Source organism: Massilia eburnea (assembly GCF_050709955.1).
Classification (GTDB): Bacteria; Pseudomonadota; Gammaproteobacteria; order Burkholderiales; family Burkholderiaceae_D; genus Rugamonas; species Rugamonas eburnea_A.
This window is the reverse complement of sequence record NZ_JBNZFX010000009.1, coordinates 48,510-74,170: the sequence shown is the minus strand read 5'-3', so window position 1 is coordinate 74,170 and position 25,661 is coordinate 48,510. Positions and strand designations below refer to the sequence as shown.

Annotated in this window: 21 protein-coding genes, 8 pseudogenes and 1 riboswitch; of the genes and pseudogenes, 14 read left to right on the top strand and 15 right to left on the bottom strand. The window is 62.6% G+C overall.

The window, feature by feature from the left end; genetic code table 11:
• Together ACQ4MM_RS07395 and ACQ4MM_RS07390 are read right to left on the bottom strand one after the other, a co-directional pair.
• Positions 1-587: pseudogene (locus ACQ4MM_RS07395) on the bottom strand (exopolyphosphatase); the annotation flags it as partial.
• Between the two features lie 52 nt (positions 588-639).
• Positions 640-1,572 (bottom strand): annotated as a pseudogene (locus ACQ4MM_RS07390) (LysR substrate-binding domain-containing protein).
• Positions 1,573-1,673: 101 nt separating this feature from the next.
• On the opposite strand from ACQ4MM_RS07390, the pseudogene ACQ4MM_RS07385 reads away from it, so the two are divergent.
• The 3 genes and pseudogenes from ACQ4MM_RS07385 to ACQ4MM_RS07375 all read left to right on the top strand — a co-directional run.
• Positions 1,674-1,931: pseudogene (locus ACQ4MM_RS07385) on the top strand (SDR family NAD(P)-dependent oxidoreductase); the annotation flags it as partial.
• Positions 1,855-2,211: an SDR family NAD(P)-dependent oxidoreductase gene (locus ACQ4MM_RS07380; protein ID WP_431476777.1), complete on the top strand. Its 357-nt coding sequence runs from the start codon at positions 1,855-1,857 to the stop codon at positions 2,209-2,211. The pseudogene ACQ4MM_RS07385 and the gene ACQ4MM_RS07380, both read left to right, overlap by 77 nt.
• 1 nt (position 2,212) lies before the next feature.
• Positions 2,213-2,407 (top strand): SDR family oxidoreductase, encoded by a 195-nt coding sequence (locus ACQ4MM_RS07375; protein WP_431476776.1) that lies wholly within the window; start codon positions 2,213-2,215, stop codon positions 2,405-2,407.
• Here the strand turns inward: ACQ4MM_RS07375 and ACQ4MM_RS07370 are convergent.
• Genes ACQ4MM_RS07370 through ACQ4MM_RS07355 form a run of 4 tightly spaced genes read right to left on the bottom strand, consistent with a single transcriptional unit; the run spans position 2,359 to position 7,150 of the window.
• Positions 2,359-3,852 carry a DUF3482 domain-containing protein gene (locus ACQ4MM_RS07370; RefSeq protein WP_431476775.1) on the bottom strand — a complete coding sequence of 498 codons (1,494 nt, stop codon included), beginning with the start codon at positions 3,850-3,852 and terminating at the stop codon, positions 2,359-2,361. The genes ACQ4MM_RS07375 and ACQ4MM_RS07370 overlap by 49 nt on opposite strands.
• Positions 3,849-5,258 (bottom strand): DUF2868 domain-containing protein, encoded by a 1,410-nt coding sequence (locus ACQ4MM_RS07365; RefSeq protein ID WP_431476774.1) that lies wholly within the window; start codon positions 5,256-5,258, stop codon positions 3,849-3,851. Before ACQ4MM_RS07365 ends, ACQ4MM_RS07370 begins: the two co-directional genes overlap by 4 nt.
• Positions 5,255-5,743, bottom strand: coding sequence for a hypothetical protein (locus ACQ4MM_RS07360; protein WP_431476773.1), 489 nt, complete (start codon positions 5,741-5,743; stop codon positions 5,255-5,257). Before ACQ4MM_RS07360 ends, ACQ4MM_RS07365 begins: the two co-directional genes overlap by 4 nt.
• Positions 5,744-5,758: 15 nt before the next feature.
• Positions 5,759-7,150: a family 16 glycosylhydrolase gene (locus ACQ4MM_RS07355; protein WP_431476772.1), complete on the bottom strand. Its 1,392-nt coding sequence runs from the start codon at positions 7,148-7,150 to the stop codon at positions 5,759-5,761.
• A gap of 349 nt (positions 7,151-7,499) precedes the next feature.
• Between ACQ4MM_RS07355 and ACQ4MM_RS07350 the strand changes: the two genes are divergently transcribed.
• The 9 genes and pseudogenes from ACQ4MM_RS07350 (at position 7,500) to ACQ4MM_RS07310 (ending at position 13,726) form a co-directional block, all read left to right on the top strand.
• Positions 7,500-10,112 (top strand): TonB-dependent receptor, encoded by a 2,613-nt coding sequence (locus ACQ4MM_RS07350; RefSeq protein ID WP_431476771.1) that lies wholly within the window; start codon positions 7,500-7,502, stop codon positions 10,110-10,112.
• 17 nt (positions 10,113-10,129) lie between these two features.
• Positions 10,130-10,420, top strand: a complete 291-nt coding sequence (locus ACQ4MM_RS07345; RefSeq protein ID WP_431476770.1) for a hypothetical protein — start codon at positions 10,130-10,132, stop codon at positions 10,418-10,420.
• Between the two features lie 41 nt (positions 10,421-10,461).
• Positions 10,462-10,614, top strand: a pseudogene (locus tag ACQ4MM_RS07340) (SapC family protein); the annotation flags it as partial.
• Between the two features lie 164 nt (positions 10,615-10,778).
• Positions 10,779-11,069 carry a SapC family protein gene (locus ACQ4MM_RS07335; RefSeq protein ID WP_431476769.1) on the top strand — a complete coding sequence of 97 codons (291 nt, stop codon included), beginning with the start codon at positions 10,779-10,781 and terminating at the stop codon, positions 11,067-11,069.
• Positions 11,054-11,173: a hypothetical protein gene (locus ACQ4MM_RS07330; protein ID WP_431476768.1), complete on the top strand. Its 120-nt coding sequence runs from the start codon at positions 11,054-11,056 to the stop codon at positions 11,171-11,173. The genes ACQ4MM_RS07335 and ACQ4MM_RS07330 overlap by 16 nt, the downstream gene beginning before the upstream one ends.
• A pseudogene (locus ACQ4MM_RS07325) lies at positions 11,157-11,657 on the top strand (cupin-like domain-containing protein); the annotation flags it as partial. The gene ACQ4MM_RS07330 and the pseudogene ACQ4MM_RS07325, both read left to right, overlap by 17 nt.
• Positions 11,658-11,718: 61 nt before the next feature.
• Complete coding sequence (locus tag ACQ4MM_RS07320; protein ID WP_431476767.1) at positions 11,719-11,916, top strand: cupin-like domain-containing protein; 198 nt, start codon at positions 11,719-11,721, stop codon at positions 11,914-11,916.
• Positions 11,888-12,190 carry a cupin-like domain-containing protein gene (locus ACQ4MM_RS07315; protein ID WP_431476766.1) on the top strand — a complete coding sequence of 101 codons (303 nt, stop codon included), beginning with the start codon at positions 11,888-11,890 and terminating at the stop codon, positions 12,188-12,190. Before ACQ4MM_RS07320 ends, ACQ4MM_RS07315 begins: the two co-directional genes overlap by 29 nt.
• 12 nt (positions 12,191-12,202) lie before the next feature.
• On the top strand, positions 12,203-13,726 hold the full coding sequence (locus tag ACQ4MM_RS07310) for a tryptophan halogenase family protein (RefSeq protein ID WP_431476765.1): 1,524 nt from the start codon (positions 12,203-12,205) through the stop codon (positions 13,724-13,726).
• Here the strand turns inward: ACQ4MM_RS07310 and ACQ4MM_RS07305 are convergent.
• The 9 genes and pseudogenes from ACQ4MM_RS07305 to ACQ4MM_RS07265 form a co-directional block, all read right to left on the bottom strand.
• Positions 13,684-14,946, bottom strand: coding sequence for a sugar MFS transporter (locus tag ACQ4MM_RS07305; protein ID WP_431476764.1), 1,263 nt, complete (start codon positions 14,944-14,946; stop codon positions 13,684-13,686). The two genes, ACQ4MM_RS07310 and ACQ4MM_RS07305, sit on opposite strands and share 43 nt — an antisense overlap.
• Positions 14,947-17,427, bottom strand: coding sequence for a glycoside hydrolase family 3 N-terminal domain-containing protein (locus tag ACQ4MM_RS07300; RefSeq protein WP_431476763.1), 2,481 nt, complete (start codon positions 17,425-17,427; stop codon positions 14,947-14,949).
• An 11-nt stretch (positions 17,428-17,438) separates the two neighbouring features.
• Positions 17,439-18,452 carry a family 1 glycosylhydrolase gene (locus ACQ4MM_RS07295; protein ID WP_431476762.1) on the bottom strand — a complete coding sequence of 338 codons (1,014 nt, stop codon included), beginning with the start codon at positions 18,450-18,452 and terminating at the stop codon, positions 17,439-17,441.
• Positions 18,367-18,807 carry a family 1 glycosylhydrolase gene (locus ACQ4MM_RS07290; RefSeq protein WP_431476761.1) on the bottom strand — a complete coding sequence of 147 codons (441 nt, stop codon included), beginning with the start codon at positions 18,805-18,807 and terminating at the stop codon, positions 18,367-18,369. Before ACQ4MM_RS07290 ends, ACQ4MM_RS07295 begins: the two co-directional genes overlap by 86 nt.
• An 80-nt stretch (positions 18,808-18,887) precedes the next feature.
• Positions 18,888-19,920, bottom strand: a pseudogene (locus ACQ4MM_RS07285) (LacI family DNA-binding transcriptional regulator).
• A gap of 16 nt (positions 19,921-19,936) precedes the next feature.
• Positions 19,937-21,059: pseudogene (locus ACQ4MM_RS07280) on the bottom strand (ABC transporter ATP-binding protein).
• Positions 21,047-21,945: pseudogene (locus ACQ4MM_RS07275) on the bottom strand (carbohydrate ABC transporter permease). Before ACQ4MM_RS07275 ends, ACQ4MM_RS07280 begins: the two co-directional pseudogenes overlap by 13 nt.
• Positions 21,909-22,727, bottom strand: coding sequence for a carbohydrate ABC transporter permease (locus tag ACQ4MM_RS07270; protein ID WP_431476780.1), 819 nt, complete (start codon positions 22,725-22,727; stop codon positions 21,909-21,911). The pseudogene ACQ4MM_RS07275 and the gene ACQ4MM_RS07270 overlap by 37 nt, the downstream one beginning before the upstream one ends.
• Positions 22,728-22,742: 15 nt before the next feature.
• Complete coding sequence (locus ACQ4MM_RS07265) at positions 22,743-23,966, bottom strand: ABC transporter substrate-binding protein (RefSeq protein WP_431476760.1); 1,224 nt, start codon at positions 23,964-23,966, stop codon at positions 22,743-22,745.
• A gap of 170 nt (positions 23,967-24,136) precedes the next feature.
• Positions 24,137-24,231, top strand: a riboswitch (glycine riboswitch).
• Positions 24,232-24,384: 153 nt separating this feature from the next.
• Here ACQ4MM_RS07265 and ACQ4MM_RS07260 point away from each other — a divergent pair.
• Together ACQ4MM_RS07260 and ACQ4MM_RS07255 are read left to right on the top strand one after the other, a co-directional pair.
• Positions 24,385-25,029, top strand: coding sequence for a hypothetical protein (locus ACQ4MM_RS07260; RefSeq protein ID WP_431476759.1), 645 nt, complete (start codon positions 24,385-24,387; stop codon positions 25,027-25,029).
• 13 nt (positions 25,030-25,042) lie between these two features.
• Positions 25,043-25,624 carry a C39 family peptidase gene (locus ACQ4MM_RS07255; RefSeq protein WP_431476758.1) on the top strand — a complete coding sequence of 194 codons (582 nt, stop codon included), beginning with the start codon at positions 25,043-25,045 and terminating at the stop codon, positions 25,622-25,624.
• Positions 25,625-25,661 lie beyond the last annotated feature (37 nt).

The following is a 25,661-nucleotide window of genomic DNA, read 5'->3' as shown; positions in this document are numbered from 1 at the left end:
TGCACTTCTCGGCGTGGTCGAAATACAGGTCGCTGCGCTCCTTCACATCCGGCAGCGCCATGATCTCGCCGATCGAATGCGAGCGGCAGTAATCGATCAGGTCCATCATCAGGTTGTAGTTCGATATGCGGAAATCGCGGAAGCGCCCCAGGCCCGTGCGCGCATCCATCAGGAAGTTCAGCAGGTCCCAGCCCTTTGGGTCCAGGATCTCGTCACGATTGAATTGCGCCGAGTCGCCCTTGTCCACCGCCAGCATCATGTCGTTCCAGGCCGACGGGAATTTGTTGCCACCGCCGTAGTAGTCGTAGACCACACGCGCAGCCGAAGGCGCATTGGGATCGATGACGTGGTTCTGCCGCCCACCCGTATTGCGGATGGTTTCGGACAGGTGATGGTCGAACGCGAGATAGGCGCCTGATACGTAAGGGAGGTTGGTGGTGATATCGCGGCTGGTGATCGCGATTTTCCCGTCCTGCATATCCTTGGGGTGCACGAACAGGAATCTCGTCGATCAAGTCCAGGTGCTTGAGCAGCACCGCGCACACCAGGCCATCAAAATCACTGCGGGTAACAAGGCGGAACTTCAATGGAAGGCACCCCTATCGCTGATGAATTGGAAGCCAATATTACCGTGATCTTTCAAAGCCTGTCGAGCCGCCCCGCAAAGTCGTCAGCGCGCATTTGACCAATCACGTATTCGACGAAAGCACGCGTCTTGGCCGGCAACAGTTTTTTGCTGGAATAGTAAATCGAGAGCGCTCCCACCTCCGCATGCCAGTCCGGCAGCAGCCGCACCCAGTTGGCCCGATTCCAGCAGTGGCGCCGCATGCGGTCCAGGCAACAAGGCCACGCCCAGCCCCATGCACGCCGCCTGCGCCATCGCCTTCCGGATCATCGAAGGTGGCAACTGCCCGGAATTCGGCCACCGCTTCCTCCCCGCCGGCGTTGCGCAGCAGGTATTCGCGCAGGCGCCCGGTTTCGGCCGAGCGGCGTGCAATGCCCTCCCAGCCGGCCAGCTCGGATGGATGGCGCGGCAGCTTGCGGCCCGCAAGATAGGTTGGCGCCGCGGTGACCAGGATGCGCGGACGCCCCAGTTCGCGCGCCACCACGCCGGGCGCCAGCTCGATGCCGCCGCCAATGGCGACGTCGTAGCCCTCCCCGATCAGGTCCCACCGTGGCGGTTGTCGAATCGCCAGTCATGCTGCACGCCCGGGCAGCGCTGCAGGAAGCCTTTCAGCAAGCGGCAGGAGGTACATGCGCCCCTACGCCATGCGCCACCGCCACCTTGAGCGTGCCGGCCGGCTCGCCCGCATCCTGCGCCGCGCCGGCAATGGCGCCCTGCAGCTCGGCCAGCGGGCCGCGCACCTGCTGCAGCAAGCGTTCGCGCCGGCCTCGGTCAGCGCCAGCCGGCGCGTGCTGCGCTGGAACAGGCGCACGCCCAGCCGTGCTTCCAGCCGCGCCACGTTCTTGCTGACAGCGGCCGGGGTCAGGCCCAAGCGGGCGCGCGGCCTCGGAAAAGCCGGCGCATTCGGCGCTCTGCAGAAAGGATTCGAGCAGGTTCAGTGGCTCCATTTAATACATTTAGTTGAAAGTGATACTCAATATTACCAGCTAGTCGGCATGCAATGTCGCGGCCATACTAGCTCCATCCCAACCCAAATCAGGAGCAAATCATGAACAAGATCGCATTCGTCACCGGTGGTTCCCGCGGCATCGGCGCCGCCATCGTGCGCCGCCTGGCAAAAGATGGCGCCACCGTGGCCCTTCCACCTACCAAAGCTCGGGCGCCGCAGCCGACGCCCTGGCCAGCGAAATCGGCGCTGCCTGGCGGCCAGGCCATCGCACTGAAAGTCGATGCCTCAGACGCTGCAGCCACCCGCGCCGCCATCGACGATGTCGCCAAGCGCTTCGGCCGTCTCGACATCCTCGTCAACAACGCCGGCGTACTGCACCTGGGCGACGTGTCCCGAACTGACGCTGGAAGATTTCGACCGCACCATCGCCGTCAATGTGCGCGGCGTGTTCGCAGCCACGCAGGCGGCAGTGGCGCATATGAAGGAAGGCGGACGCGTGATCAACATCGGCAGCACCAATGCCGAACGCATGCCCTTCCCTGGCGGTTCGGTTTATGCGATGAGCAAATCGGCGCTGACCGGCCTGGTGCAAGGCCCTGGCGCGCGACCTGGGACCGCGCGGCATCACCATCAATAATGTGCAGCCAGGCCCGGTGGATACCGACATGAATCCGGCGCACAGCGATTTCGCCAAATCGCTGCACGAGCTGATGGCGATCAAGCGCCACGCGCGCGGCGATGAAATTGCTGCGATGGTAGCCTACCTGGCCAGCGAGGATGCCGCTTACGTGACCGGTGCCGGCCTCAATATCGATGGCGGATTCGCTGCCTGACCTTCGGGGTAAAGCCGCGCCAGCACGTGCGCCGTGATTGCGGTGAGCACGGCGCTGGCCGGTGCCAGGTCGCGATACTCCTGCTCGCGCAAGGTGTGCCACAGCGCTTTTACCTGCGCGTCGTGCAGTGCCACGGCCTGCTCCACTTCCTCCTGCCAGAACGGCGGCGCCTCGCTTTCAACGAAGTTGCCGCGCCCCCGGCCGAAGTGCGCCACAGCCAGATAGCGCAGCACGCTGGACACCAGCAGGGTGCGCATGAAATCGTCGGTCAGCGACATGGTCGGCACTTCACGATCCATGCCGACATTGAAGCCCCAGGCCGCACCGGCAAAGGTCAGCGCGCCGATCACGCCGCCCAGCAATGCGCCCGTGCCCAGGGTCAGGCCGCCGGCTGCCAGGTCGGCCGAGAAGCCGGTGGCCGCACCGGAGACGATTGCCCCCAGCAATGCCGCCTGCCCCTTGTCCACCGGCGCCAGCACCAAAAAGTTGTTGCTGACACGTGCATTGATCTTGGGCGCTTCGCTAGGGTCGAGCTTGTGCAGCGCCAGCAGGTTGACGGTCGCCTGGCCGATAGCCAGGTTGAGCCGCGACACCAGCGTGTTCATGGCGCGCTCCTGGCGCTTGCGGTCCTCGCCCTTGTCAATGCCGATGATCTTCAGCGCCGATGCGAGCATGCCGCGCTCCACCGTTTCCACGATCTGTTTGTCGTGCGCGGCGTCCGCCAGCTGGTGCGCCATCACCGCCATGGATTGCTTGAAACGGCGCGCATTGGTGTCTTCCCAGACCGAGAACAGGCGCTCATAGCCTTGCTGCTTATCGGGGCTGACCAGGGCGCCGAGCGCATCGTAAAACACGCGCTCGTGCACCCAGCAACGGGCGAAGGCATCCAGCGGCAGGACTTCGCGCACCTGGCCAAATTGCAGCATGAAGTCCTTCCAGCGCAGCAGTTCGGCCTGTTCTTCCGGCAGCGGGCGTGGAGGCCCCATCTGGTTCAGCAGCACCAGTACCGGCTTGCCCAGCCAATCGAGGATACGCATTTCCGCCGGAATGTAGCCGGCATCGCCCGGGTTCTCGGTGGAGTTGACCAGGTACAGCACAACGTCCGCTTCGTCGCGCGCGGTGCGCACGGCCTGCTGGCTAAGCCAGAACGGACGATCGCGGTAGCGGTCCACCACCTCGCGCAGGAACCAGCCGATCGGGTTGCCGGTCAGTGCCAGGCGTTTCATCAGGCGCATGGAGTCGCCGAAGCCTGGCGTATCCCACAACACCAGGCGGTCGCCGCTCTGGGTCGTCATCAGCGCATGCGATTCGGCGAACGTCGTGACGTGGGCGGCATCGCGCACCTGGCCCACATCGGCGCCCAGCAGGGTGCGGGCCAGCGTGGTCTTGCCGTTATTGGTATGGGAAACCAGCGCCAGCTGGATGGTGACTGGAGCGCCCGTCATGCCGCGTTCCCATGCGCTTCCGCAGGGGCCAGCAAATCGACCACTTTCGGCTCGGCACCGTGCAGGATGCAGAACTCTCGCCATAACTCGATGCGTTCGCTCAAACGGCTGGTATCCATGCGTGCGGCCAGCGCGGACTGGTCAAGCAGCGCGACCAGCTTGCGCCCCTTGCCCAGCGCGGCCAGGAAGACGCCATGGTTTTCCTGCTCCGGCGTGGCAGCAAGGCCGAACAGGACAGCGTTCGTCACGCCCTCGCCGGATTCCAGCGCCGGCGCTTCGCTGCCGTAGGCCACAGGCGGCAGCAGCCGTACGCGGGCTTGCTCGCCCAGCATCTCTTGCGCCACCGTGTCCAGTCCCCTACTGCGCGCTTCGTCCACTGTCAGGCTGTAAGGCAGCACGCGCAGCAGGCCCGGCTCGCCGCCAGCCGACACCGACAGCTGGTGGAAATATGGCTGGTCCAGGTCGAGCGGGAAACGCTGGCGCAGCCAGATGGCGCGTGCTGCTGCCCAGGCACCCAGTACCAGGCGCGGCAGAACCACATACAGCAGCAGGCTGGCAGCGTACAGGTTGACCCAGCGCGCGCCGTTGCCCGGGTGCGCATCACCCCAGTTCTGCAAACCCATCACTTCGTCAGCGGTGAAACCTTCCAGGCCGAAAATTCGCTCTGCGGGCGCGAACAGCAGGGATAACAGGCGATACACATGCCCTGGCTCCAGGAAGGTGCTCTCCCAGCCCGTCGCATAACGCTCGACTATGCCGCGCACATAGAGCGACAGTATGGCGCCGGTGGCGAAGGCAGCGGCCGACCAGTGCAGGATGCGCGCGATGCGGGCCATGTTCAGGCGCGCGCCCAGGCGGGCCCAGTCCACCATGAATTGCAGTACGCCGCCCGCCAGTGCGTGCGGCAGGCGGCGCGGAATATGCCCGCTGCCCAGGGCCATGCGGTTGGCCAGGCCCCGCCGCAATCCGGCACGGCGCGCGGGCAGCAACGCCCACAGTACCAGCAGCAGGTAGGCCAGCAAATTCCAGGCGATGATCCCCAGCAGCGGCATGGACAGCACGTCGACGCGGTGCGGGTCGCCGAAGCGCTCGGCCATGCCGCCTACCAGCAGCGCCGCCAGCGGCAGCAGCCAGCTTGCTCCCCACATGCCGCTATGGCCTTGCGTCACGGAGGCAAACATCTTGTGACGTGCTGCCAGGCGTTTCAGCAGTTGTTCTGCGCGGTGGTAAAGAAAGTCCGGCAGCGTGGATGCCGACCGCTGCTCTGCCGCCTGCCAGTGCGCCAGTTCGCGCGCGGTACGGCTGGCGAACTTGCGGTCATCGTCGGTCAGCACTTCCTTGTGCTGGTCGGCTACTTCGATCGCCTTGACCAGCATGATGGCGCGGGCGGTCTTCTCGTTCATCATCCCTCCAGGCAGGCGCCTGCCTTGCCGCCTTGTAGCGAGATAGGCTGGCCGGGCCGTTCGACCTGGTAGTACAGGCCGATGATGCGCCAGCCGTCGTCGGCGCGGAACAAATGGATGCTGTTGACCCCTGTGAAATCCGCTTTTGGCGCACTGCGATCAGTGCGCGATTCGACCACGCTGTAGACGGTGGCAAAACGGTCGTACTGGCGCACCTCGCGCGCCACTTCGCACTCATGGAAGCCCTTGTCGCCGGCGCGTCCGATGCCGGCGGCGAAATCGGTGCCGCGCGCGACCGACAGCGCAGCAGCGCCGTTGCGGTAACGGGCGCCGTAGACCATGGCGTCGGGGTGGAGGATGGCGCGCAGCGCCGCTTCATCGCCGGGCTGGCCAGCGTCGTGACTCAGTGAACGCCACAGGGCGGCGACCGCCTGCTCCGGCGTGGCGGGGGCGGCCATTAAGGCCGCAGCAAGAATGATTGCATTCATGCATTGAGTGTACCATCAGTCCTCCTTGCGATATACCCGAACGTAGTCAACCAGCATCACTTGCGGGAATAGAGTATTTTCATCAGGATAGCCTGGCCAATAGCCGCCCACCGCCAGGTTAAGCAGCACGAAGAAGGGATGCTCGAACGCCCATTCACCATTCACCAATTGCGGCCGTGCGCTGTGGTAATGCTGGCCGTCGCGGTACCAGCGGATTTCACCCGGCTCCCATTCCACCGCAAAGACGTGAAAGGCGTCGGCATAGCACTGCCCATCCGGCAGCTGCGACGGTGCGCCAAAGCCCTTTTCGCCGGAGTAGCCCGGGCCATGCACCGTGCCATGAACGATGCCGGGCTCCTTGCCGATGTTTTCCATGATGTCGATCTCGCCGCTGCGCGGCCAGCCCGCCTTGTCGATATCGGCACCCAGCATCCAGAACGCCGGCCAGATGCCCTGCCCGCGCGGCACTTTGATACGCGCTTCAAAACGTCCATGGCGGCGCTCCATCAGGCCCGCGGTTTTAAGGCGCGCCGACGTGTATTGCCTACCGCGGTAGGCCTCTTTGCGCGCCTCGATGACAAGGTTGCCGCCCGTTACCCGCAGATTCTCTTTTCGGGCCGTGTAGTACTGCATCTCGTTATTGCCGTAACCGTGGCCGGCCTCCTCCGCGACCCACTTGCGTGCATCGAGCGCATCGCCATCGAATTCGTCGCCCCAATCCAGCACCCAGCCCGGTTTGGCGCCGCGCTGGTGGCGCACGATATTCAGGTAGGTGTCGGTCCAGTACTGGTCGCGATGCGCGGCCAGGAAACGCAGCAGTTCTTCATGCGCTTCATTGCTGATGGAGAGATAGTCGCCGCCGACGCCGTGGAATACCAGGTTCACCACGCCGCCTTGCGCGCCCTGCTCCTTCACCAGCGCGATGAGCTGGGCGCCGGTCAAACCCACCGGCGCAATGCCCGCCGTGCGCAACGCCACGAATTCATCGCGAATCGCGGGCCAGTATGACTGCCCTGCTGCTTGCTGTTCGAAGCACGGCGCGTTGAAGGTGCGTTCGCGCTTGCCGTCGATCGCCTGCAGCAGGGTATTGGCCAGCCGCACTTGGTCCAGCATTTGCGCGACGCTGGTGGTATCAAGGTTGCGATGCGCTTCGACCCAGGCGTGGCCTGGCGTGCTGGCGGAGCACTGATGGAACAAGGTATGGTTGCCAAGTTCATGTCCGCCTTGCGCTGCCGCGCGCCAGTCGGCCATGCGCTGGCGCACTGGCGTATTTGCCAGCGTCAGGTAAAACGTGGCTCTCAGGCCATGGCGCTGCAGCGCCGGCAGCGCATGATCGAGCTGCGAATCAAGCGCATCGTCGTAAGCCAGGCTGACCGCCGCGTGCGCTCCATTTGGCCACGTTTCCACTGCTTGCGCGTTTTGCAGCCCCAGCAATATGACAAAAATCGCTTTTAACATCATTTGCCCCCATGTGGAAACGTTCCCAATTTTGTTGCGAATATAGCACGGTGAAGCTGTTGACTTCAAAATTTGAACGGTGCTATATTGCGCTGACCAGAATGGAAACGTTTCCAGTTTGATGACGGAAACCCCACACTTCCTGCCGATCCCCGGCGTATTTTATTGACAATCGATTTTGCTGCCCCTAGTATTTTTAAGCATTACATGGAAACGTTTCCATGCTGGTTGGGGGAGGCGGCCAGACTATAAGAACCAAGGAGACCAAATGCACTATCCAAAGGCGAAGCAGACATTGATGAGCCTTGCAGTAGCCACCGCCTGCGCGGCGCTCATCGCACCGGCCCAGGCGCAGGAATCGGAGCAGGCAGGCGTGGCGCCAGCCCCGTCCAACAGCGGCGAAGTAGCGACCGTGGTTGTTACCGGCCTGCGCGCCAGCCTGGGTTCCTCGATGAACCTGAAACGCAATGCCGACGGTATCGTGGACGGCATCGTGGCAGCCGACATCGGCAAGTTTCCGGACACCAACCTGGCCGAATCGCTGCAGCGCATCAGCGGCGTGTCGATCGACCGCTCCATCGGCGAGGGCTCCAAGATCACCGTACGCGGCGTCGGCCCCGACTTCAACCTGGTGCTGCTGAATGGCCGCCAGATGCCGACCTCCAACCTGGGCGACCTGAATGGCCGCGCCTTCGACTTCGCCAACCTGGCGTCGGAAGCGATCTCGCAGATCCAGGTCTACAAGACCGGCCGCGCCGAAACACCGACCGGCGGCATCGGCGCCACCGTCAATGTGATGACGGCGCGCCCGCTGGATCGTCCGGGCATGCTGGCCAGCGTTGGCGTCAAGGCGGTGCACGACACCTCGCATAACAACCTGCCTGGCGACGTGAAGCAAGGCAGCGCCACCACGCCGGAAATTTCGGGCATTTACAGCAATACCTTTGACGATAACCGCTTCGGTGTGGCGCTGAGCGCCAGCTACCAGGAGCGCAACCTGGGCTTCAACCAGGCTTCCGTGGCGAACGGCTGGCGCGGTCCTTTCCTCGGCAACGCAGGCCCGCTTCCGCAAACCGGCGCCACCAACCGCCCGAAAGACGGCGACATTTACTCGCTGCCGCAAAACCTGAACTACAACATGAACGGTGTGCAGCGCCAGCGCACCAATGGCCAATTGACCTTGCAATGGGCGCCGGTAAAGGAACTCACCACCACGCTGGACTACACCTACTCCGAAAACAAGATCCAGACCCGTCGCCAGGACCTGTCGGCCTGGTTCAACTTCGGTCCGTCCACTTCGACCTGGAGCAACGGCCCGGTCGCCGCTCCACTGGTGTACACCGAACTGCTGCCTGCGGCCAACAGCGATATCGCCATGGGTGGCGCCGACTTCGCCACCAAGACCCAGAACCAATCGCTCGGCTTCAACGCTGCCTGGAAAACCGACGGCCTGAAACTGGAACTGGACGTGCATAAATCCAGCGCCGAATCCAAGGCCGACAGCCCGTTCGGCTCCAGCAACGTGCTCGGCACCGCAAGCTTCAGCCGCGGCGACACCACGGTCGACTTCCGCGACGACTTCCCGGTACTGAGCATCCAGGGCGCCGATTTCACCAGGGCCCCGCAGCAGGTGACCGGCTCCGTGTTCCAGAACGGCTATATGAAAGGCGAGATCGAACAGGCCCAGTTCAAGGGCAGCCTGAAGCTGCTGCAAGCATCGAACCTGAACTTCGGCGTGGGCGCGATCGAAGTGAAAAACCGCTCCGCCATGTCGACCCAGCAGCGCGATTCCTGGGGCGGCGCGTCGACGGCATCCGATTACCCGGCCAGCCTGTTCCACCGCGAGTCGCTGCGCCAGTACTACGACCAGATCAAAGGCAGCGGCAACCCTGCCCTGTTCAACCAGTTCTACACCTTCAATTTCGCCGAGCTGCGCGCCCTGACCGCCAAGGTGACCGGCTTGCCGGACATGTACATGCCGAAGAGCACCTTCGACACCGACCAGCGTACCGAGGAAAAATCGAAGAGCGCCTACGTCCAGTTCGGCACCGACTGGGATACCGCGATCCCGATGCATACCAATATCGGCGTGCGTTACGAGAAGACCGACGTCATGTCGACCGCTCTGGTACCTGCAGCGACAGGCATCAGCTGGGTATCTGCCAACGAATTCCCTCTCAGCTTCGGCGCGCCGACTTTCACCACGCTCAATGGCAAATACCAGCACTGGCTGCCTAGCGTGGACTGGGATGCGGATATCCGTCCGGACATGAAGCTGCGTGCCAGCTACGGCGAAACCATCGGCCGTCCGCGCTATGACCAGATCCAGGGCGGCACCACGCTGGACCGCCTGGCGCGCGATTTCGGCGGTACCGGCAGCCAGGGCAATCCACAACTGAAACCGGTCAAGTCGAAAAACCTGGACCTGTCGTGGGAGTGGTATTACGGCCAGCAAAGCTTCGCCTCGATTGGCCTGTTCCACAAGGATTTGAGCAACTACGCCGGCCAATCCAAGATCACGGCTACCCCGTTCAACCTGCACACCCCGGTTGGCGGAGCACTGTGGGAACGAAGCTGTCCAGCAAGGCAATTGCAGCACCGACCGTGTCTGCATCCGCAACTACATCTTCCGCAACCACCCGACCGCCGCCGGCGTAGCGCGCGGCCCGGACGATGCCAGCGGCAATGCCACCGGTACCATCGTCGGCCAGCCGGGAGATCCGGTCATGTCGTTCGAGATCAACTCTTTCGCCAACCAGAAGAACGAAAAGCTGAAAGGCGCCGAGGTCAATGTGCAGCATATGTTCGGCAGTTCCGGCTTCGGACTTTCGGCAAACTATACCTGGGTCGATTCGGGCCTGAAGTACGACAACTTCAAGATCGGCGAGCAGTTTCGCGCTGGTCGGCCTGAGCAACTCGGCCAACCTGGTGGGTATTTACGAAGACAAGAACTGGTCGATCCGCGCAGCCTACAACTGGCGTGACAAGTTCCTGTCCTCGACCTTCGACGGCGCGGGTCCTAATCCGAACTACACCGAGGCGTACGGCCAGCTGGACCTGAGCATCGGCTACGCCTTCAATGAGAAGCTCAGCGTGCAGTTTGAAGCGATCAACGTGACCAACGAAATCCAGCGCGTCCACGGCCGCGCCGAATCGATGGCGCTCTTTGTGACGCAATCCGGCCCGCGTTACATGCTGGGTGCCCGCTACAAATTCTGATGACCAGCCGCGCTTCGCTCTGCCCACCATAAAGGATCACCATGGCAAAACCTGTCCTGCTCAATAATATCGATCACAAGGACTTGCATGTGCAGACCGGGCGCGGCGCCCATTTCGGCGACAACGTCATGTCCGCCCTCACCTTCCCGTCGGAGTTCCGCGACGTGCAGGCCTGTTATCCGATCGTCTTCCGCAAAGGGGCAACTGGAGACTTCGAGGCGCATGCGTTGTTCGGCTTCCAGGACGGGGGAAAACCTGTTTCTCGGCATGCACGGCTGGGAGGCGCCTTACATCCCCCTGGCAATCGAGCGCCAGCCTTTCCTGATCGGCGTGAACGGCGACGAATTGACGGTTGCATGTGGACCTGGAAAATCCGCGCCTCAGTGCCACAAACGGCGAGCGGGTGTTCCTGCCGCATGGCGGAACTTCCGATTACCTGGAGCGTGTCAACTCCACGCTGCTGGCCATTCACCAGGGGCTGCAGCAGGCACGCGGCTTCCAGGCGGCCTTGCTCGAGCACCAGTTGCTCGAATCTTTCGTGTTCGACATCGAACTGGACGACGGCCCGCAATACCGGCTGGCCGGTTTCTACACACCATCAACGAAGAACGCCTTGCCGCGTTGCCGGGCGACGTGCTGGAACGATTGAACCGCACCGGCTACCTGCAACCGATCTACATGGTGCTCGCCTCCATGTCCAACTTCCGCGCGCTGATCGAACGCAAGAACCGCCTCCATGCAGGCCAGTGCTGAACCGATCCGCGAGCTACGCGGTGTAACGCCGTCAGACCTTGGCGACGAGGTGCTGCACTCCACGGAGCCGCTGGTGTTGCGCGGCTTGGTCGCACACTGGCCCGCGGTACAGGCTGGCCGCAACGGCACCGACAGCCTTGCACGCGCTGCCAGCGCCGATACTTACCTGCGCCGCTTTTACCGCGATGCCACGGTGATCGCCATGCTTGGCAACCCGGGCACCGGCGGGCGTATCTCCTACAACGAAGACCTGAGCGGCTTCAATTTCACCTCGCTGCAGGCACGTCTTGACCACGTTCTGACGGAACTCGCCGGGCACCGCGGCAATCCGCGCCCTCCCGCCATCTATGTCGGCTCCACCACGGTAGACACTGCGCTGCCGGGCTACAGCGTAGAGAACGCACTCGACCTGGGAGCGCGCGACGCACTTATGAGCATCTGGATCGGCAACCAGGTCCGCATCCCGGCCCACTACGACCTTCCGGACAACCTGGCGTGCGTGACTGCGGGACGCCGCAGGTTCACCCCTTTTCCCGCCAAGCCAGTTGGAAAATCTTTACGTAGGCCCACTGGACTTCACGCCGGCCGGCCAGCCAATCAGCCTGGTCGACCTGCATCAGCCGGATCTCGAACGCTTCCCCCGCTTCGGAGAGGCGATGCGCCACGCGCAATTCGCCGAACTGGAGCCGGGCGATTGCGATCTTCATTCCCAGCATGTGGTGGCACCATGTCGAATCGCTTGAGTGCTTCAATGTGCTGGTCAATTACTGGTGGCGCCAGTCGCCCGCCTACATGGACACGCCAGTCAATGCGCTGATGCTGTCGCTGCTGTCGATCCGGGACCTGCCGCCAGAACAGCGCCGCGCCTGGCAGGACATTTTCCATCACTACGTATTCGAGGCCAATGAACAGACCGCAGCGCATATTCCCGCGATTGCAAGGGGCGTGCTCGGCACCATCGACGACAACGCGGCACGCATGCTGCGCGCCCAGCTTCTCAAAAAAATCAACCGATAAACGGAGACCGAAGTGAAAGATGAACAGTCCCAGCGCCGCCCTGTGCGGCGCGTTGTCATTGCCGGCGGCGGAACCGCCGGCTGGATGGCTGCCGCCGCGATTTCCCGCAGCCTTGGCAAAGTCCTCGACATCAAGTTGGTGGAGTCGGATGAAATCGGCACCGTCGGGGTAGGCGAGGCCACGATTCCAAGCCTGCTGAATTTTCACCGGCTGCTGGAAATTAATGAACAGGAATTCATGGCCGCCACCAAGGCCACCTTCAAACTGGGGATCAGTTTCGAAAACTGGCGCAACGTCAGCCAGGACTATATCCACTCCTTCGGCATGACCGGCACCGACCATTGGAGCGCCGGATTCAATCATTTCTGGCACAAGGGCCGAGAACGCAAGCTGGCCAGCGACTATGGCGACTATTGCCTTGAGCTGAAAGCAGCGCAGTTGAACCGCTTTGGGCACCTGCCGCGGGAAGGCATCAATTACGCCTACCACCTCGATGCCAGCGCCTACGCACGCTTCTTGCGCAAGTATTCGGAAGGCTACGGCGCCCAACGCATCGAGGGCAAGATCGCCAAGGTCCACACCGACGCCGAAAACGGCCATATCACGGCGCTGCAACTCGATTCCGGCACCATGCTCGAGGGCGACCTGTTCATCGATTGCACCGGCTTCCGCGCCCTGCTGATCGGCGAAAGCCTTGGTGAGGAATACGAAGACTGGTCGCAATGGTTGCACAACGACAGCGCGATCGCAGTACAGACGTCTTCCACCGGGCCGGCCGTACCCTACACCCGGGCCATCGCCCACGAATGGGGCTGGCAGTGGCGCATTCCGCTGCAGCATCGCGTTGGCAATGGCATTGTCTTCTCCAGCAGGTTCGTCGACGACGATACCGCACGCACCAGGCTGATGTCGAATATCACCGGCGAGCAGCTTGTACAGCCACGCGTGATCCGCTTCACGCCAGGCCAGCGGCGCAAGGTATGGAGCAAGAACTGCATCGCGCTCGGCCTTGCCAGCGGCTTCCTGGAACCAATTGAATCGACCAGCATCCACCTGATCCAGCGCGGCATCATCCGCCTGATGCAGATGTTCCCTTCCGCCGGCATCTTCCAGACCGAGATCGACGAATACAACAAGCAGGCCTGGACCGAGATCGAACATATCCGCGACTTCATCATCCTGCACTACAAGGCCACAAATCGCAGCGACTCCCCTTTCTGGCGCCACTGCGCCGAAATGGCGGTACCCGCATCGCTGCGTCACCGCATCGACATGTTCCGCGAAACGGGCCGCGTGTTCCGTTTGTCGAACGAACTATTTGCCGAGAATTCGTGGGTCCAGGTGATGCTGGGCCAGGGCATCACGCCGCTGCAGCATCATCCGTCTGCGGATTTGATGGGGGACGCGGAGCTGTCCTGCTTCCTTGACAGCATCCGCAACAATGTGGCGCGCACCGTGGCGCAACTCCCGCCGCACCAGCAGTATGTGGAAAATTACTGCGCGCCGTACATGGAAGAGTACTTGGCGCCGAAGTAAAAGATGAAAACGTAGCAGGCGGCCGGCAGCATGAAGGAGGCCTGCACGCCGACCGAGTCTGCCAGCGCGCCCTGCGCAAACGGCACCAGTGCGCCGCCGACGATGGCCATGCAAAGAATGCCCGAGCCCTGCCCCGTGTACTTGCCCAGCCCGTTCAGCGCCATGCTGAAGATGGTCGGGAACATGATCGAGTTGCACAAGCCAACAGCCAGGATTGCCCACATCGCCACGTTGCCCTTGCCGAATACGGCTCCCAGCACCAAGGCAATGGCCAGCAGGGAATTGAAGGCCAGCGTCTTGCCCGGACTGACAACGCGCATCACGGCGAAGCCGATAAAGCGTCCAACCATGGCGCCGCCCCAATAGATACTGACGTAATGCGCCGCTTCGGCGTGCGACAGGCCGGCAATGTGCGATTCGCCGAGGAAGTTGATCAGGAAGCTGCCGATACTGACTTCCGCGCCCACATACAGGAAGATGCCAATAGCGCCCAGCACCAGGTGCCGGTGCGCCCATGCAGAGCCCAGGCCCTCGCCCGGCAGCGCCACATCGTCGCTACCCGAGATCTGCGGCAGCCTGGCTGCGAAGAACAGCATGGCCAGCAGCGCCAGCGCACCGGCCAATCCAAGGTAAGGCCCCCGCACGGTTGCCGCATCGGCCGCCGCGCCGGCGGCCGCACCAGCAGCCGACAGGATCAGCAAGCCGCCAACGGCAGGGCCGACGGTAGTGCCGAGGGAATTGAACGCCTGGGTCAGGGTCAGACGGCTCGATGCCGTGCGCGCCGCGCCCAGCACAGTCACATACGGGTTCGCTGCCACCTGCAGAATCGTGATGCCTGACGCCAGCACAAAGAAGGCAAACAGGAACAAGCCGTAGCCGCCAAACGACGCGGGATAGAACAGTGCGCAGCCGCCAGCGGCAATCAGCAGGCCGGCCACAGCCCCCTTCTGGTACCCAATGCGGCGGATCAAGGCTCCCGCCGGCAGCGATACGATGAAATAAGCACCGAAGAAGCAGAACTGCACCAGCATTGCCTGCACATAGGTGAGCGTATAAATTGCCTTCAGGTGCGGGATCAGGACGTCGTTCAGTGAAGTGATCAAGCCCCACATGAAGAACAGGACGGTGACGATCACCAGTGCGCTGGTGTTGCTACCGTCCTGCGTAGCGCCTGCGGCATCCTGCCGTGCGGCCGAAGAGTTGGGTGCGATGCTGGCCATTCAGTTCTCCTGTGTCAGTTCTTCGCAACGCACCGCGTCGGGTGCGGTGGCGGCGCCGCCTGCAATTTCGATATTGGCGATAGCCGCTGCAAACGGCGCACTGGCGCTGATGGCGAAAGGCGTATCCATGTGATCCAGCTTCAGGCCGCGTGCGGTGAAGCAGGCCAACGGCAGCTTGACGCTCTGCTTGCCCTTGCCCGCGATGCGCGTGAACAGCCTGGTCGCATCGAGTCCGGTGTCCTGCATTGCCAGCGTGACCTTGCCCTGCGGCGCTGCGGCTACCATAGCGTCAAATTGCAGGGCCCCATCGTGTATCGCGCCAGCAGGTAGCACCATCGGCTTGGCGCCACGCGCAACCAGCGCCGCGCCGGACGGGATTCCAGCCGACCAGGTCACCAGCTTGGCGTCCTGCTGCGTAGTCAGCTGCGCCGTCTGCACCGTGATGCCGGGCAGGCGGAACGTCGCATTCAAATCCGCCCCGAGTGCCAGATGCTCGCTGCCGCTGCGGATCGACAAGGGGAAGCTCGCGCGGTCGGCCTGTCCATGCACCGGCACCGTATTGCTGGAGCCACAGCCGCCTGGAGCGTAAGAAGTATCCAGCTTGCCAAGTTTCGAACGCTGCCCTTTGTGCAAGCCGTAGTTCAAAGCGAACAGCGGAGCATAGCCGGCATCGCCAAAGTTCAAAGGCGTCTGGCATGCCGATTTGGGCCACGAGAAGGACAGTTTTCCACGGAAGTCACGGCTGCTCGGACCTGCCACCAGGAGGTCGGATACGCCCTTGCCTTCGGTACCGGGCAGCCAGGCCGCGATGAAAACGTCGGACAGATTGAGCAGGTCGTTCACGAACAACGGACGGCCTGCAACGAACACGGTAATCACCGGCTTACCCTTGCCTGCCACCGCTTCCAGCACGGCCAGGTCTTCCGGATACCGGCTGCTGTGGCGCAGCGTGCCCGATGGGCCGATATCGCCGTCGCCCTCCGCATATGGACGCTCGCCGACCACCGCAATCACTGCGTCGAAGCGCGACAGGTCGACGCCGTTCGCGTCTGCGCTGAACTCCACATTGCCTTGGCCCGCTGCCGCACGAATTCCTGCAAGGATGCTATCGGCATGCTGAAAGTCGGCATTGGTATTGTCGGTCCCCTGCCAGGTCAGCGACCAGCCTCCGGACTGGTTGGAGATATTGTCGGCGCTCTTGCCGACCACCAGTATCTTCATGCCGCGTGCCAGCGGCAGCGCCGGCCCCTCGTTCTTCAGCAACACCAGCGATTCGCGCACGGCGCGACGGGCCAGTTCGCGATCCTGCAGCGCCGCATCCTTACCGGCATACAGGTTCTGCGAAGGGCTCTTGCCGAACAGGCCTGCGCGCAGCTTGACGCGCAGGATACGGCTCACCGCATCGTCAATGCGGGACATAGGGATGTCCCCCGCTTTCACCTGCGCTACGGTGTTGGCGATGAAGGCTTTCCAGTCATCCGGCACCATGACCATGTCAATGCCGGCATTGATCGCCTGCGGGCAGCTGTCGTTGCGGCAGCCCGGCACTTCGGCGATGCCGTTCCAATCGCTGACAACGAATCCGTCGAAGCCCATCTTCGTCTTCAGGACATCGGTCAGCAGCTCGCGGCTGCCGTGCACTTTCACCCCATTCCAGCTGTTGAACGACGACATCACTGTCTGCGCCCCTTGCGCCAGCGCCGGCACATAACCGGCGCCGTGGATGTTGACCAGGTCCGCCAGCGAAGCCTTGTTGTTGCCGCGGTCCTTGCCCTGGTCGGTGCCGCCATCGCCGACAAAGTGCTTGGCGCTGGCCAGCACGTTGGCATCGGTCTTGAAACGCCCCTGCAGGCCTTTCACGTATTCGCCGGCATACTGCGCCACCAGCTTGCCATCTTCCGAGAAACTCTCGTAGGTGCGGCCCCAGCGGTCGTCGCGCACCACCGCGATAGTCGGGCCGAAGACCCAGGCAATCCCGCTGGCGCGCACTGCCTTGGCGGTCGCGGCGCCGATCTCGTGGGCGAGCTTGGGATTGTGCGCGGCACCGAGGCCGATATTGTGCGGATACAGGGTGGCGCCAAACACATTGCTGTTGCCGTGGATGGCGTCGATGCCCCATACCACGGGCACCTTCACCGCCATATCGGTCGCCATCGAGGCGTCGTAATATTTCTGGGCCAGCGCCAGCCACTCCGCAGCATTGGCGCGCTTGTTCCCATTGGGCCAGCTGCCGCCACCATTCAACACCGAGCCCAGGTAGTAGCGCCGTACGTCATCCGGCGTGGTGGTCTTGATCTCGGGCTGGGTCATTTGCCCGATCTTCTGCTCCAGCGTCATCTTGCCGAGAATGCCGGCAACGCGCTTCTCAAGCGCCGGATCGGCCTTGATTGCGCTGCTTACGTGCGGCCAGTCGGCCAGCGGCGCGGCCGCTACCGGGAGCGCCATGGCTATCGCCGCGGCCAGCAGTGAAACCTGTTTCATCCTGTCTCCTTTCATGGCTGTTGCAGGAAGCTGCGATACCACTTGCCGCTTTCCTTCAGCCTTCGTTCTTGTGTTGTGTAATCGATGTGGACCAGGCCAAAACGGCGCAGGTAGCCTTCCGCCCACTCAAAGTTGTCGACCAGGCTCCAGGCGAAATAGCCCTTTACCGGCACGCCGGCCGCAATCGCATCCTTCATGGCGCCAAGGTGGCGCGCCAGGTAACGGCGGCGGCCAGCATCGGGTACGCTGCCATCGGCCAGCACTTCATCGTCGAAACAGGAGCCGTTCTCGGTGATGTACAGCTCCTTCGGCGCGTAATCTGCGTGGATGCGGCCAAGCAGCTCGCTCATGCCTTCCGGCGCCACTTCCCAGCCCATGGCGGTGGTCTCCGCACCGGCCGGCGGCGGCAGCACGCGTGCATCCAGCGGCTCGTGGCCGGGCGCGTCTGCAACCGTTTCGGGGAAATAGTAGTTCACGCCCATGAAATCGGTCGCCACCGCGATCGCCTCCATATCGCCCTCGTGCACCACCGGAGCCGCTGCGCCCACCTGCTCCAGCGTCGCCGCCGGATAGCCGCGGCCATGCAATGGATCGAGGAACCAGCGGTAACGCAGGCCGTCATGGCGCTCGCAGGCCGCGCGGTCCGCTTCGCTTGGACTGGCAGCGCGCAGTGGATGCAGGCTAAGAGAGATGCCGACGCGTGCTTGCGGCACATTCTCGCGAATCAGCGGCACCGCCTTTCCATGGGAAAGCAGCACGTGATGGCAGACCTGCAGCGCCGTGCCGAAATCGGTCAGCCCCGGTGCATGCAGGCCTTCGAAATTGCCCAGGATGGCAGTGCACCATGGCTCATTGTGCGTAATCCAGTGTTGCACGCGATCGCCCAAACGGCGCGTTACGGCGTCCACGAATTCCAGGTAGCGCAGCACCGTGTCGCGTTCAGCCCAGCCGCCGCGCTCCTGCAGGTATTGCGGTAGATCCCAGTGGTACAAAGTGGCCCAGGGCTGGATACCGCGTTCGAGCATGCCGTCCACCAGGCGCGAATAGAAATCCCAGGCCCTTCTGGTTGGGTGCCGCGCCGACTTCGGCCACGATGCGCGGCCAGGCAATCGAAAAACGGTAGGCGTTCAGGCCCATGTCGCGGGCGATATCCATATCTTCCAGCCACCGGTGGTAATGGTCGCAGGCCACCAGGCCGCTCGAGCCGTCGCGCACCTTGCCGGGCGTGGCGGCAAAGCGGTCCCAGATTGATTCCGCCCGCCCATCCTCCCTGCCGGCCCCTTCGATCTGGTAGGACGAGGTGGCGCATCCCCACAGGAAGTCGCGGGCGAAGTCGCTGCGCGCCGGGGCGCCTGGTTCAATCTGGTCTGGAGTAGTCATATTCAGTAGTGTACAGGATTTGGAAAGGTTTCCACATCAGGTCGAAAAAAAGGGCGCACGCGCCCCTTTGCCGGTTCAGTTCAAGCAGCGGCCTTGCGCTTGGCACTGGCCGCCTTGGCCAGCGATGCACGCAGCGTTACCGTCACGGGGAAACTGCGGGTCACCGTCCGCCGCAGGCCATAACAGCGATTCAGCAAGGCGCTCAAGCCATTCATCGTCATTTCGCGCCACGGCATATGAACGGTCGTCAGGCGCGGCGCGGAAAACTCCGCGCTTGGCGTGTCGTCGTATGCGATGACGGACAGGTCATTCGGAACGCGGATACCGGCCTCCTGGAAGTAGGACAGCGCACCAACCGCCATTTCATCATTGGCGCAGAACAGGGCCGTGCAGCGATGCCCCGACTCCACCAGTTCCTTGGCAGCGGCCCAGCCACCGGCCGGCGAGAAATCGCTCTCGGCAACCCACATGCGGCTGGTGTCGATACCGCCGGCCTGCAGCTCCGCCATGAAGCCATCGACGCGCGCCACGTTGTCGGCGAGGCGCGCCGGGCCGGCCACTACCGCGATATCGCGATGTTTGTGGTCCAGCAGCGCCCGCGCGGCAAGGCGGCCGCCCAGGCTTATGGTCCAACGTGAAGCACTGCTCCGGAATACTGGCCAGGTTGTGGTTCAGCACCACAATCCTGCCCTGTTGCGTGCCCAGCGCCTCGACGTCTTCGTCATGCAAGGCGCTGGTCATCACGATCAAGCCATCACAGCCTCGCTCCATCAGGAACTGGATGCCGTCCTTGGCCTGCTTGCGTTCATCGCCCAGGCCCACGCCGAAGGCCACCACCATGTGCAGGCCTGCGGTGCGCAGCTCGGTGTCGATGATCTGCAGGATAGGCGTGTAAAAGGTGCCGCTCAGGACCGGTATATAGACGCCGATCATCTGGCTGGTGCCGGTCAGCAGCGTGCGCGCCGCATGCGACGGGCGAAATCCCAGTTCGTCGATCGCCTTCTTCACCTTTTCAAGCGTGGCTGGCGACACCGAACCTTTGCCGCTGACTACGCGGGAGGCGGTGCCCAAACCTACGCCCGCCAGGCGGGCTACGTCTTTGATAGTGGCCACTGGAATCCTTTTCTTCTTATAACGTCATCGCGAGCATACTTGAAGCGCCCGCCAAATCAAAGCGCTTGCCACTGTCCGGGTCGAACAACGAAGCGCGTTGTGCATCAATCTCGAATGCGACCTGTGTCATCCGGCGCAAGCGCACGGCTGCCCCTGCAGGATGCAGGACAGCTGCTTGCCCGCCGCAATCCAGCCACACCACGCGGTGGGACACCCATCGGCTCCACCAGTGTCACCCCTGCCCATGCAGCGAGCCGCCGGCAACCAGCGAAATATGCTCAGGGCGCACACCCAACACGGCTTTGCGTCCACAGTCCCCCCGCGGCAGGCTCGCCCCATCGGACAGCCGCAGGCAGGCGCCTGCAAACATGCCGGCGGCATCGATTTCGCCCTCAATCAGGTTTCATGGCTGGCGCGCCGAGAAAACCGGCTACGAACAGGTTGGCAGGCCGCTCATACACTTCGCTCGGGCGTGCCGACCTGCTGGATCTGCCCCGCCCGCATCACGACAATGCGGCTGGCCAGTGTCATCGCCTCGACCCTGGTCGTGAGTGACGTAGATCATGGTTGCAACCCAGTTGCTGGTGCAGCAATTTGAGTTCGCGCCGCAGATCGGGTGCGCAGCTTCGCATCGAGGTTGGACAGGCCGGTTCATCGAACAGGTAGACGCCCGCTTCGCGCACCAATGGCGCCGGCCAATCGCCACCCGCTGCCTCTGCCCGCCGGAAAGCGCGGCCGGGCTTACGTCCAAGCAGATCGTCCAGGTGCAGCATCGCGGCCACGCGCTCCACGCGGCGTTTGATTTCCGCCTTCGCCACTCCGGCAATGCGCAGTGCCGAAAGACATATTCTTTTCGACCGTCATGGTCGGATACAGGGCATAGGACTTGGGAACACCATGCCGATCCCGCGCTCGCTAGGATCTGTGCGCGACATATCCTTGCCGCCGATCTCGATGGTGCCCCCGATGGTTTCGGTCAACCCCGCAATACTGTGCAGGAGCCGTCGATTTGCCGCAACTCCGAAGGCCCGAGCAGGACCAGGAACTCGCCCTCCTCCACCTCCAGGTCCAGGGCCGACGGGATGAATGGCATTGCCGCCAAGGGAAATGTCCAGCTTTTTCAGACTTACGTTCGACATCCGTTCAACCTTTCCACCGCGCCGGCAGCGATGCCGCGCACGAACCAGCGGCCCCGACAAGAAATAGATTGCCAAAGGCACCAGCGCCGTCAGGATCGTGGCGGCCATATTGACGTTGTAAAGACGGGTTCCCGTCGTCGTATTGATCCACGTTATTCAACTGCACCGTCATCGGCAGGTTGTCGCGCCCCGCAAACACCAGGCCGAGGATGTAGTCGTTCCAGACCCCGGTGAGCTGCATGATCGCCGCCACCACCAGCATCGGCACCGACAACGGCAGCATCACATGCCAGAAAATGCGCCAGAAGCCGCCGCCATCGATGCGCGCAGCGTGGAACAGCTCCTGCGGCAGCGCCGCGTAATAGTTACGGAACAGCAGCGTCAATACCGGCATGCCGAACACCAGGTGCACGAGCACAATAGCCGGCAGCGAGCCAAACACGCCCAGGCCAGCCATCATGCGTACCAGCGGATAGATCATCACTTGCACCGGCACGAAGGCTCCCAGCAGCAGGATGCCGAACAACAGCTTGGCACCGCGCGGCCGCCAGAAAGACAAGGCGTAGCCATTCAGCGCGCCCAGCGCTATCGGCAGCATGGTGCTTGGCACGGCAATCCGCACCGAATTCCAGAATCCGCCCTGCACGCCTTCGCAGGCGGCCCCGGTGCAGGCCTCGCTCCAGGCTGCCCGCCAGGCATCGAGCGTGGGCGCCAGCGGCGGCGCGAAGATATTCCCCAGCCGGATTTCATCCATCGATTTCAATGAGGTCGCCAGCATCACGTACAGCGGCAGCAGGAAGAACAGCGCCGCGCTGGCCAGGAACACATACAGACCGATACGTGCCGCCTTCATGCAGCCCTCTTCCGGCTGCGGGCATAGGCCCATGGCGCCAGCAAGGCCAGCACCGTCAGCAGCAGCACCACTGCACCGGCCGAAGCCAGGCCGATATTCGCACGCAGGAACAGGTGGTCCATGATGAATTTCGCAGGCACTTCGCTGGCTGTGCCGGGGCCACCCTGGGTCATCGACACCACTGCGTCATACAGCTTGACCACCATGGTCGCCAAGAGTATGAATACAGTCGCCATCGTCGGCGCCAGCATCGGCAGCACAATGGAGAAATAAACGCGCCAGGCCGGGATGCCGTCCAGGCGCGCAGCCTTCCAGATTTCAGGATCGATACCACGCAGGCCGGCCAGCATCAGCGCCATCACAAAGCCCGAGGCCTGCCAGGCCGATGCCAGCACCACCGTATAGAGCACCATGTCCTGGTCGACCAGCCAATTGATTTCCACGCCGGGTATGCCGCCAGGCGTCAGGATCCACTGCCATACCAGGCCGGTCGCCACGAACGACATCGCATAAGGATAGAGGAAGACCGTGCGCAGCGCACCCTCGCCTGCCACCTGCCGGTCGATAGCAGCCGCCAGCAGGAAGCCGATCACCATGCAGGCCAGCACGAACAGCACGCCAAAAAGCGCCAGGTTATGCAGCGACAGCAGCCAGCGCTCGTTGTCGAACAAGCGCTCGTACTGCGCCATGCCAACCAGCTTATTGGTGGCGATGCTGCGCGAGCTGGTGAGCGAAACATAGAAGGTCCAGGCGAACGAGCCGAGATAACCCACGCAAACCGTGAGCAGCATCGGCAACAGCGCCGCATAGGACATGGCTCGACGCACCGTCTAGTTCCTCAACGCCGCAGCCAGCGCCTTCTGCGCTTTTTCAACCGGCATCGACGTGTTCCAGTACGCGGTCAGCGCATCCTGCACTGCGCCGTTCTGATCGGGCGTCAGGTAAATCTCGGGCGCACCAACCTGGCGATTACGGTCGCGCATGATGGCGGCGCCAGCGCGGGAGCACGCGTCGAGCTGGCTGGTATCGGCATCGGCGCGTGGCGGCAGCGAACCTTTCAGCTTGTTGAAATTCACCTGGGTGGCAGGTGCCAGCAGCACTTTCGTCATCAGCTTCTGCGCCTGCTGCACGTCCGTGCTGTCCGAGCGAGGGAAGACAAAAGCGTCGCCCTGGATCAGGTAGGGCGCATTCGCTCCCAGGCCCGGAATGCATCCGTAATCAACGCCAGGCGCCATCTTCGCATTGTTGAATTCCCCCTTGGCCCAGTCACCCATGACCTGAACGCCGGCCTTGCCGCTGACCAGCATCGCGGTCGCGTCATTCCAGTTACGGCCGGGCGATGCGGGATCGACGTAAGCCTGCAGGCGCTTGAATGCCAGCAGCACCTTGCGCATGGGCTCCGAATTAATGGCACGCTGGTCGCGGTCGCGCATCACCTGCAGGTAGAGTTGGCGCCCGCCCATATTCGCCAGCAGCGACGCGAACAGGATGTGCTCCTGCCATGCCTGCCCGCCGTGCGCCAGCGGCACCAGGCCGGCGGCCTTCAGCTTGTCCAGCACGGCAAACAGTTCATCGACGGTTGCGGGCTCCTTTGCGATGCCGGCCTTCTTGAAGGCGGCCTTGGAATACCAGATCCACGTCTGCATGTGAATGTTCATCGGCATCGCGTAGTAATGGCCATCGATGCGGATGGTGTTCACGATCGGTTCCGGCAACGTGCTTTCCCAGTGCTCCTGGCGCGCGACATCATCCAGCTGCACCAGCATGTCCTGGTCAACGATATCGAGGAACTGCTTGGAGATATTGAACTGCGCGGCTGCCGGCGCCTTGCCGCCAACCATGCGATTGAGGGTAACTGCGCGGGCCTGCTCGCCGCCGGCAATCGCCGTATCGACCCAGTTGCCACCGGCGGCACGATAGGCATTCGCAAGCTGTTTCACGGCAGCGGATTCGCCGCCTGAAGTCCACCAGTGGATCACTTCTGCGCTCGGCCCGGCAGCCTGTGCGGATGCGGCGCCGAGCGCCATGGCACAAGCGAATAACTGCTTAAACATCCCGTCTCCTGTAGTGTGCTGCTTATTTTTGGAAACGTTACCAATTTCCCTCGCGTGTGTCAATAGAATAACAGGAACGCCCCGCTTGGCGAAAACGCAACGTGTATCGGAAAACGATTGAAATCGTATAAATCCCTGGGCTATCCTGAATTCGCTGCCGGTGCACACCGGTCGCGTGATCGGGAGAGTTTGTCCCACCCATGGACAACGCCGAAGGAGCAAGCCGCCCCCGGAATCTCTCAGGCCAAAGGACCGGTCGCGCGTTTTCAAAACTCTGAAGAGCCGCCTGCAAAGCAACGTTGGCGCACCGAAGGAGCAAGCAGGCCGCCGACGCCTGTGAAACTCTCAGGTCCAGCACAGAGGGGGCAATCACCTCGCACCTCAAAAATATCTGATCAACCTTCAGAGGAGTAGTCACATGCATATGCATCGACTCTGGCTGCGCATCGCCTGCGCAGCGATGATGGCCGCCCCGTTCCTGGCAAAAGCAGACAACGGCGCGGCACTACAAGCCGCCAAACGCGGTCTCGCGCAATTCGCCGAGCACCAGCAGGCGATCCGCCCCGGCAGCGCACCGGTGGACTTCCCGCTCGATATCACGGACGTAGGCGATTTGAAGCAGGCCAAGGTAAGCCATGGCTTCGAAGTGTATACCGTCGATCCGAAAGAACTGCTGGCGCGCGGCGACCTGGCATCGCTGGCCAAACCGACCGGCGAATGGCGCTTTGTCATTTCCCTGCACGGAAAGCCGATCGGGCTGGCAACCGTACAGCAAGTGAATGGCCGCTATGAAACCGTCGCCTACGGCGCCTCAGTGCTGGCGAAAGACGTGGATGCCGCTATGGCGGTGCACGGCAACAGCGTGCGTTCCAACCTGCGCTTCATCCGTATCTACCAGGCGCGCGCAGACTTGCTGGAAGTGGATCGCGCCAAGTTCGCCCCGCTGCACTCGGCCCGGGAATCGCTGCTGCTTCAGAAAAATGGCAACCAGCTAGTTGAAGGAACGGACTTGCTTGAGCCACTGCGCGCCGCAGTCAAAGCCAATATCGAAGCATTCCGTTAAGGAGGAGCCGAACATGAAAATCGCAAAAATCGCCGCCGGCGCCGCGCTGGTGCTTGCCCTGCCCTCCGCCTTTGCCCAATGGCGTACGCTCAATGTCCCCCTGACCACCCAGGAGCACAGCCAGTGGTGCTGGTCCGCCTCCAGCAAGGCAGTCCTGAATGTTTACAACCGGACGCCCAGCCAATGCCAGATCGTGAACTGGGCTTATGGCATCAACTACGCCTGCGGCAACAGTACCTTCAATTGGAACAGCTACGCCAACCGCCCGAACAATATGTACGGCACCTCGGGCAGCGTGCAAAACATCCTGGCGAATTGGGGCGTGCCGAATACCGCGATCAACAACTACCTGTCGTGGAATTCGGTGGTGAATGAAATCAATGGCAACCGTCCCTTCGTGATCCGTTACGGCTGGACCAATGGCGGTGGCCATATCATGGTGGGACGCGGCTACGAAACCTATAACGGGACCAACTATGTCTACATCATGAACCCGTGGCCGGGCGAGGGACAGACTTATCGCACCTTTGCTTCCGCCGTCAGTGCATCCGACCATAATTGGACGCACACGCAGCGCATGAACGTCAGCCCTTGAAAAAAAACCCGCCAGCTCGGTGCTGGCGGGTTTTTCT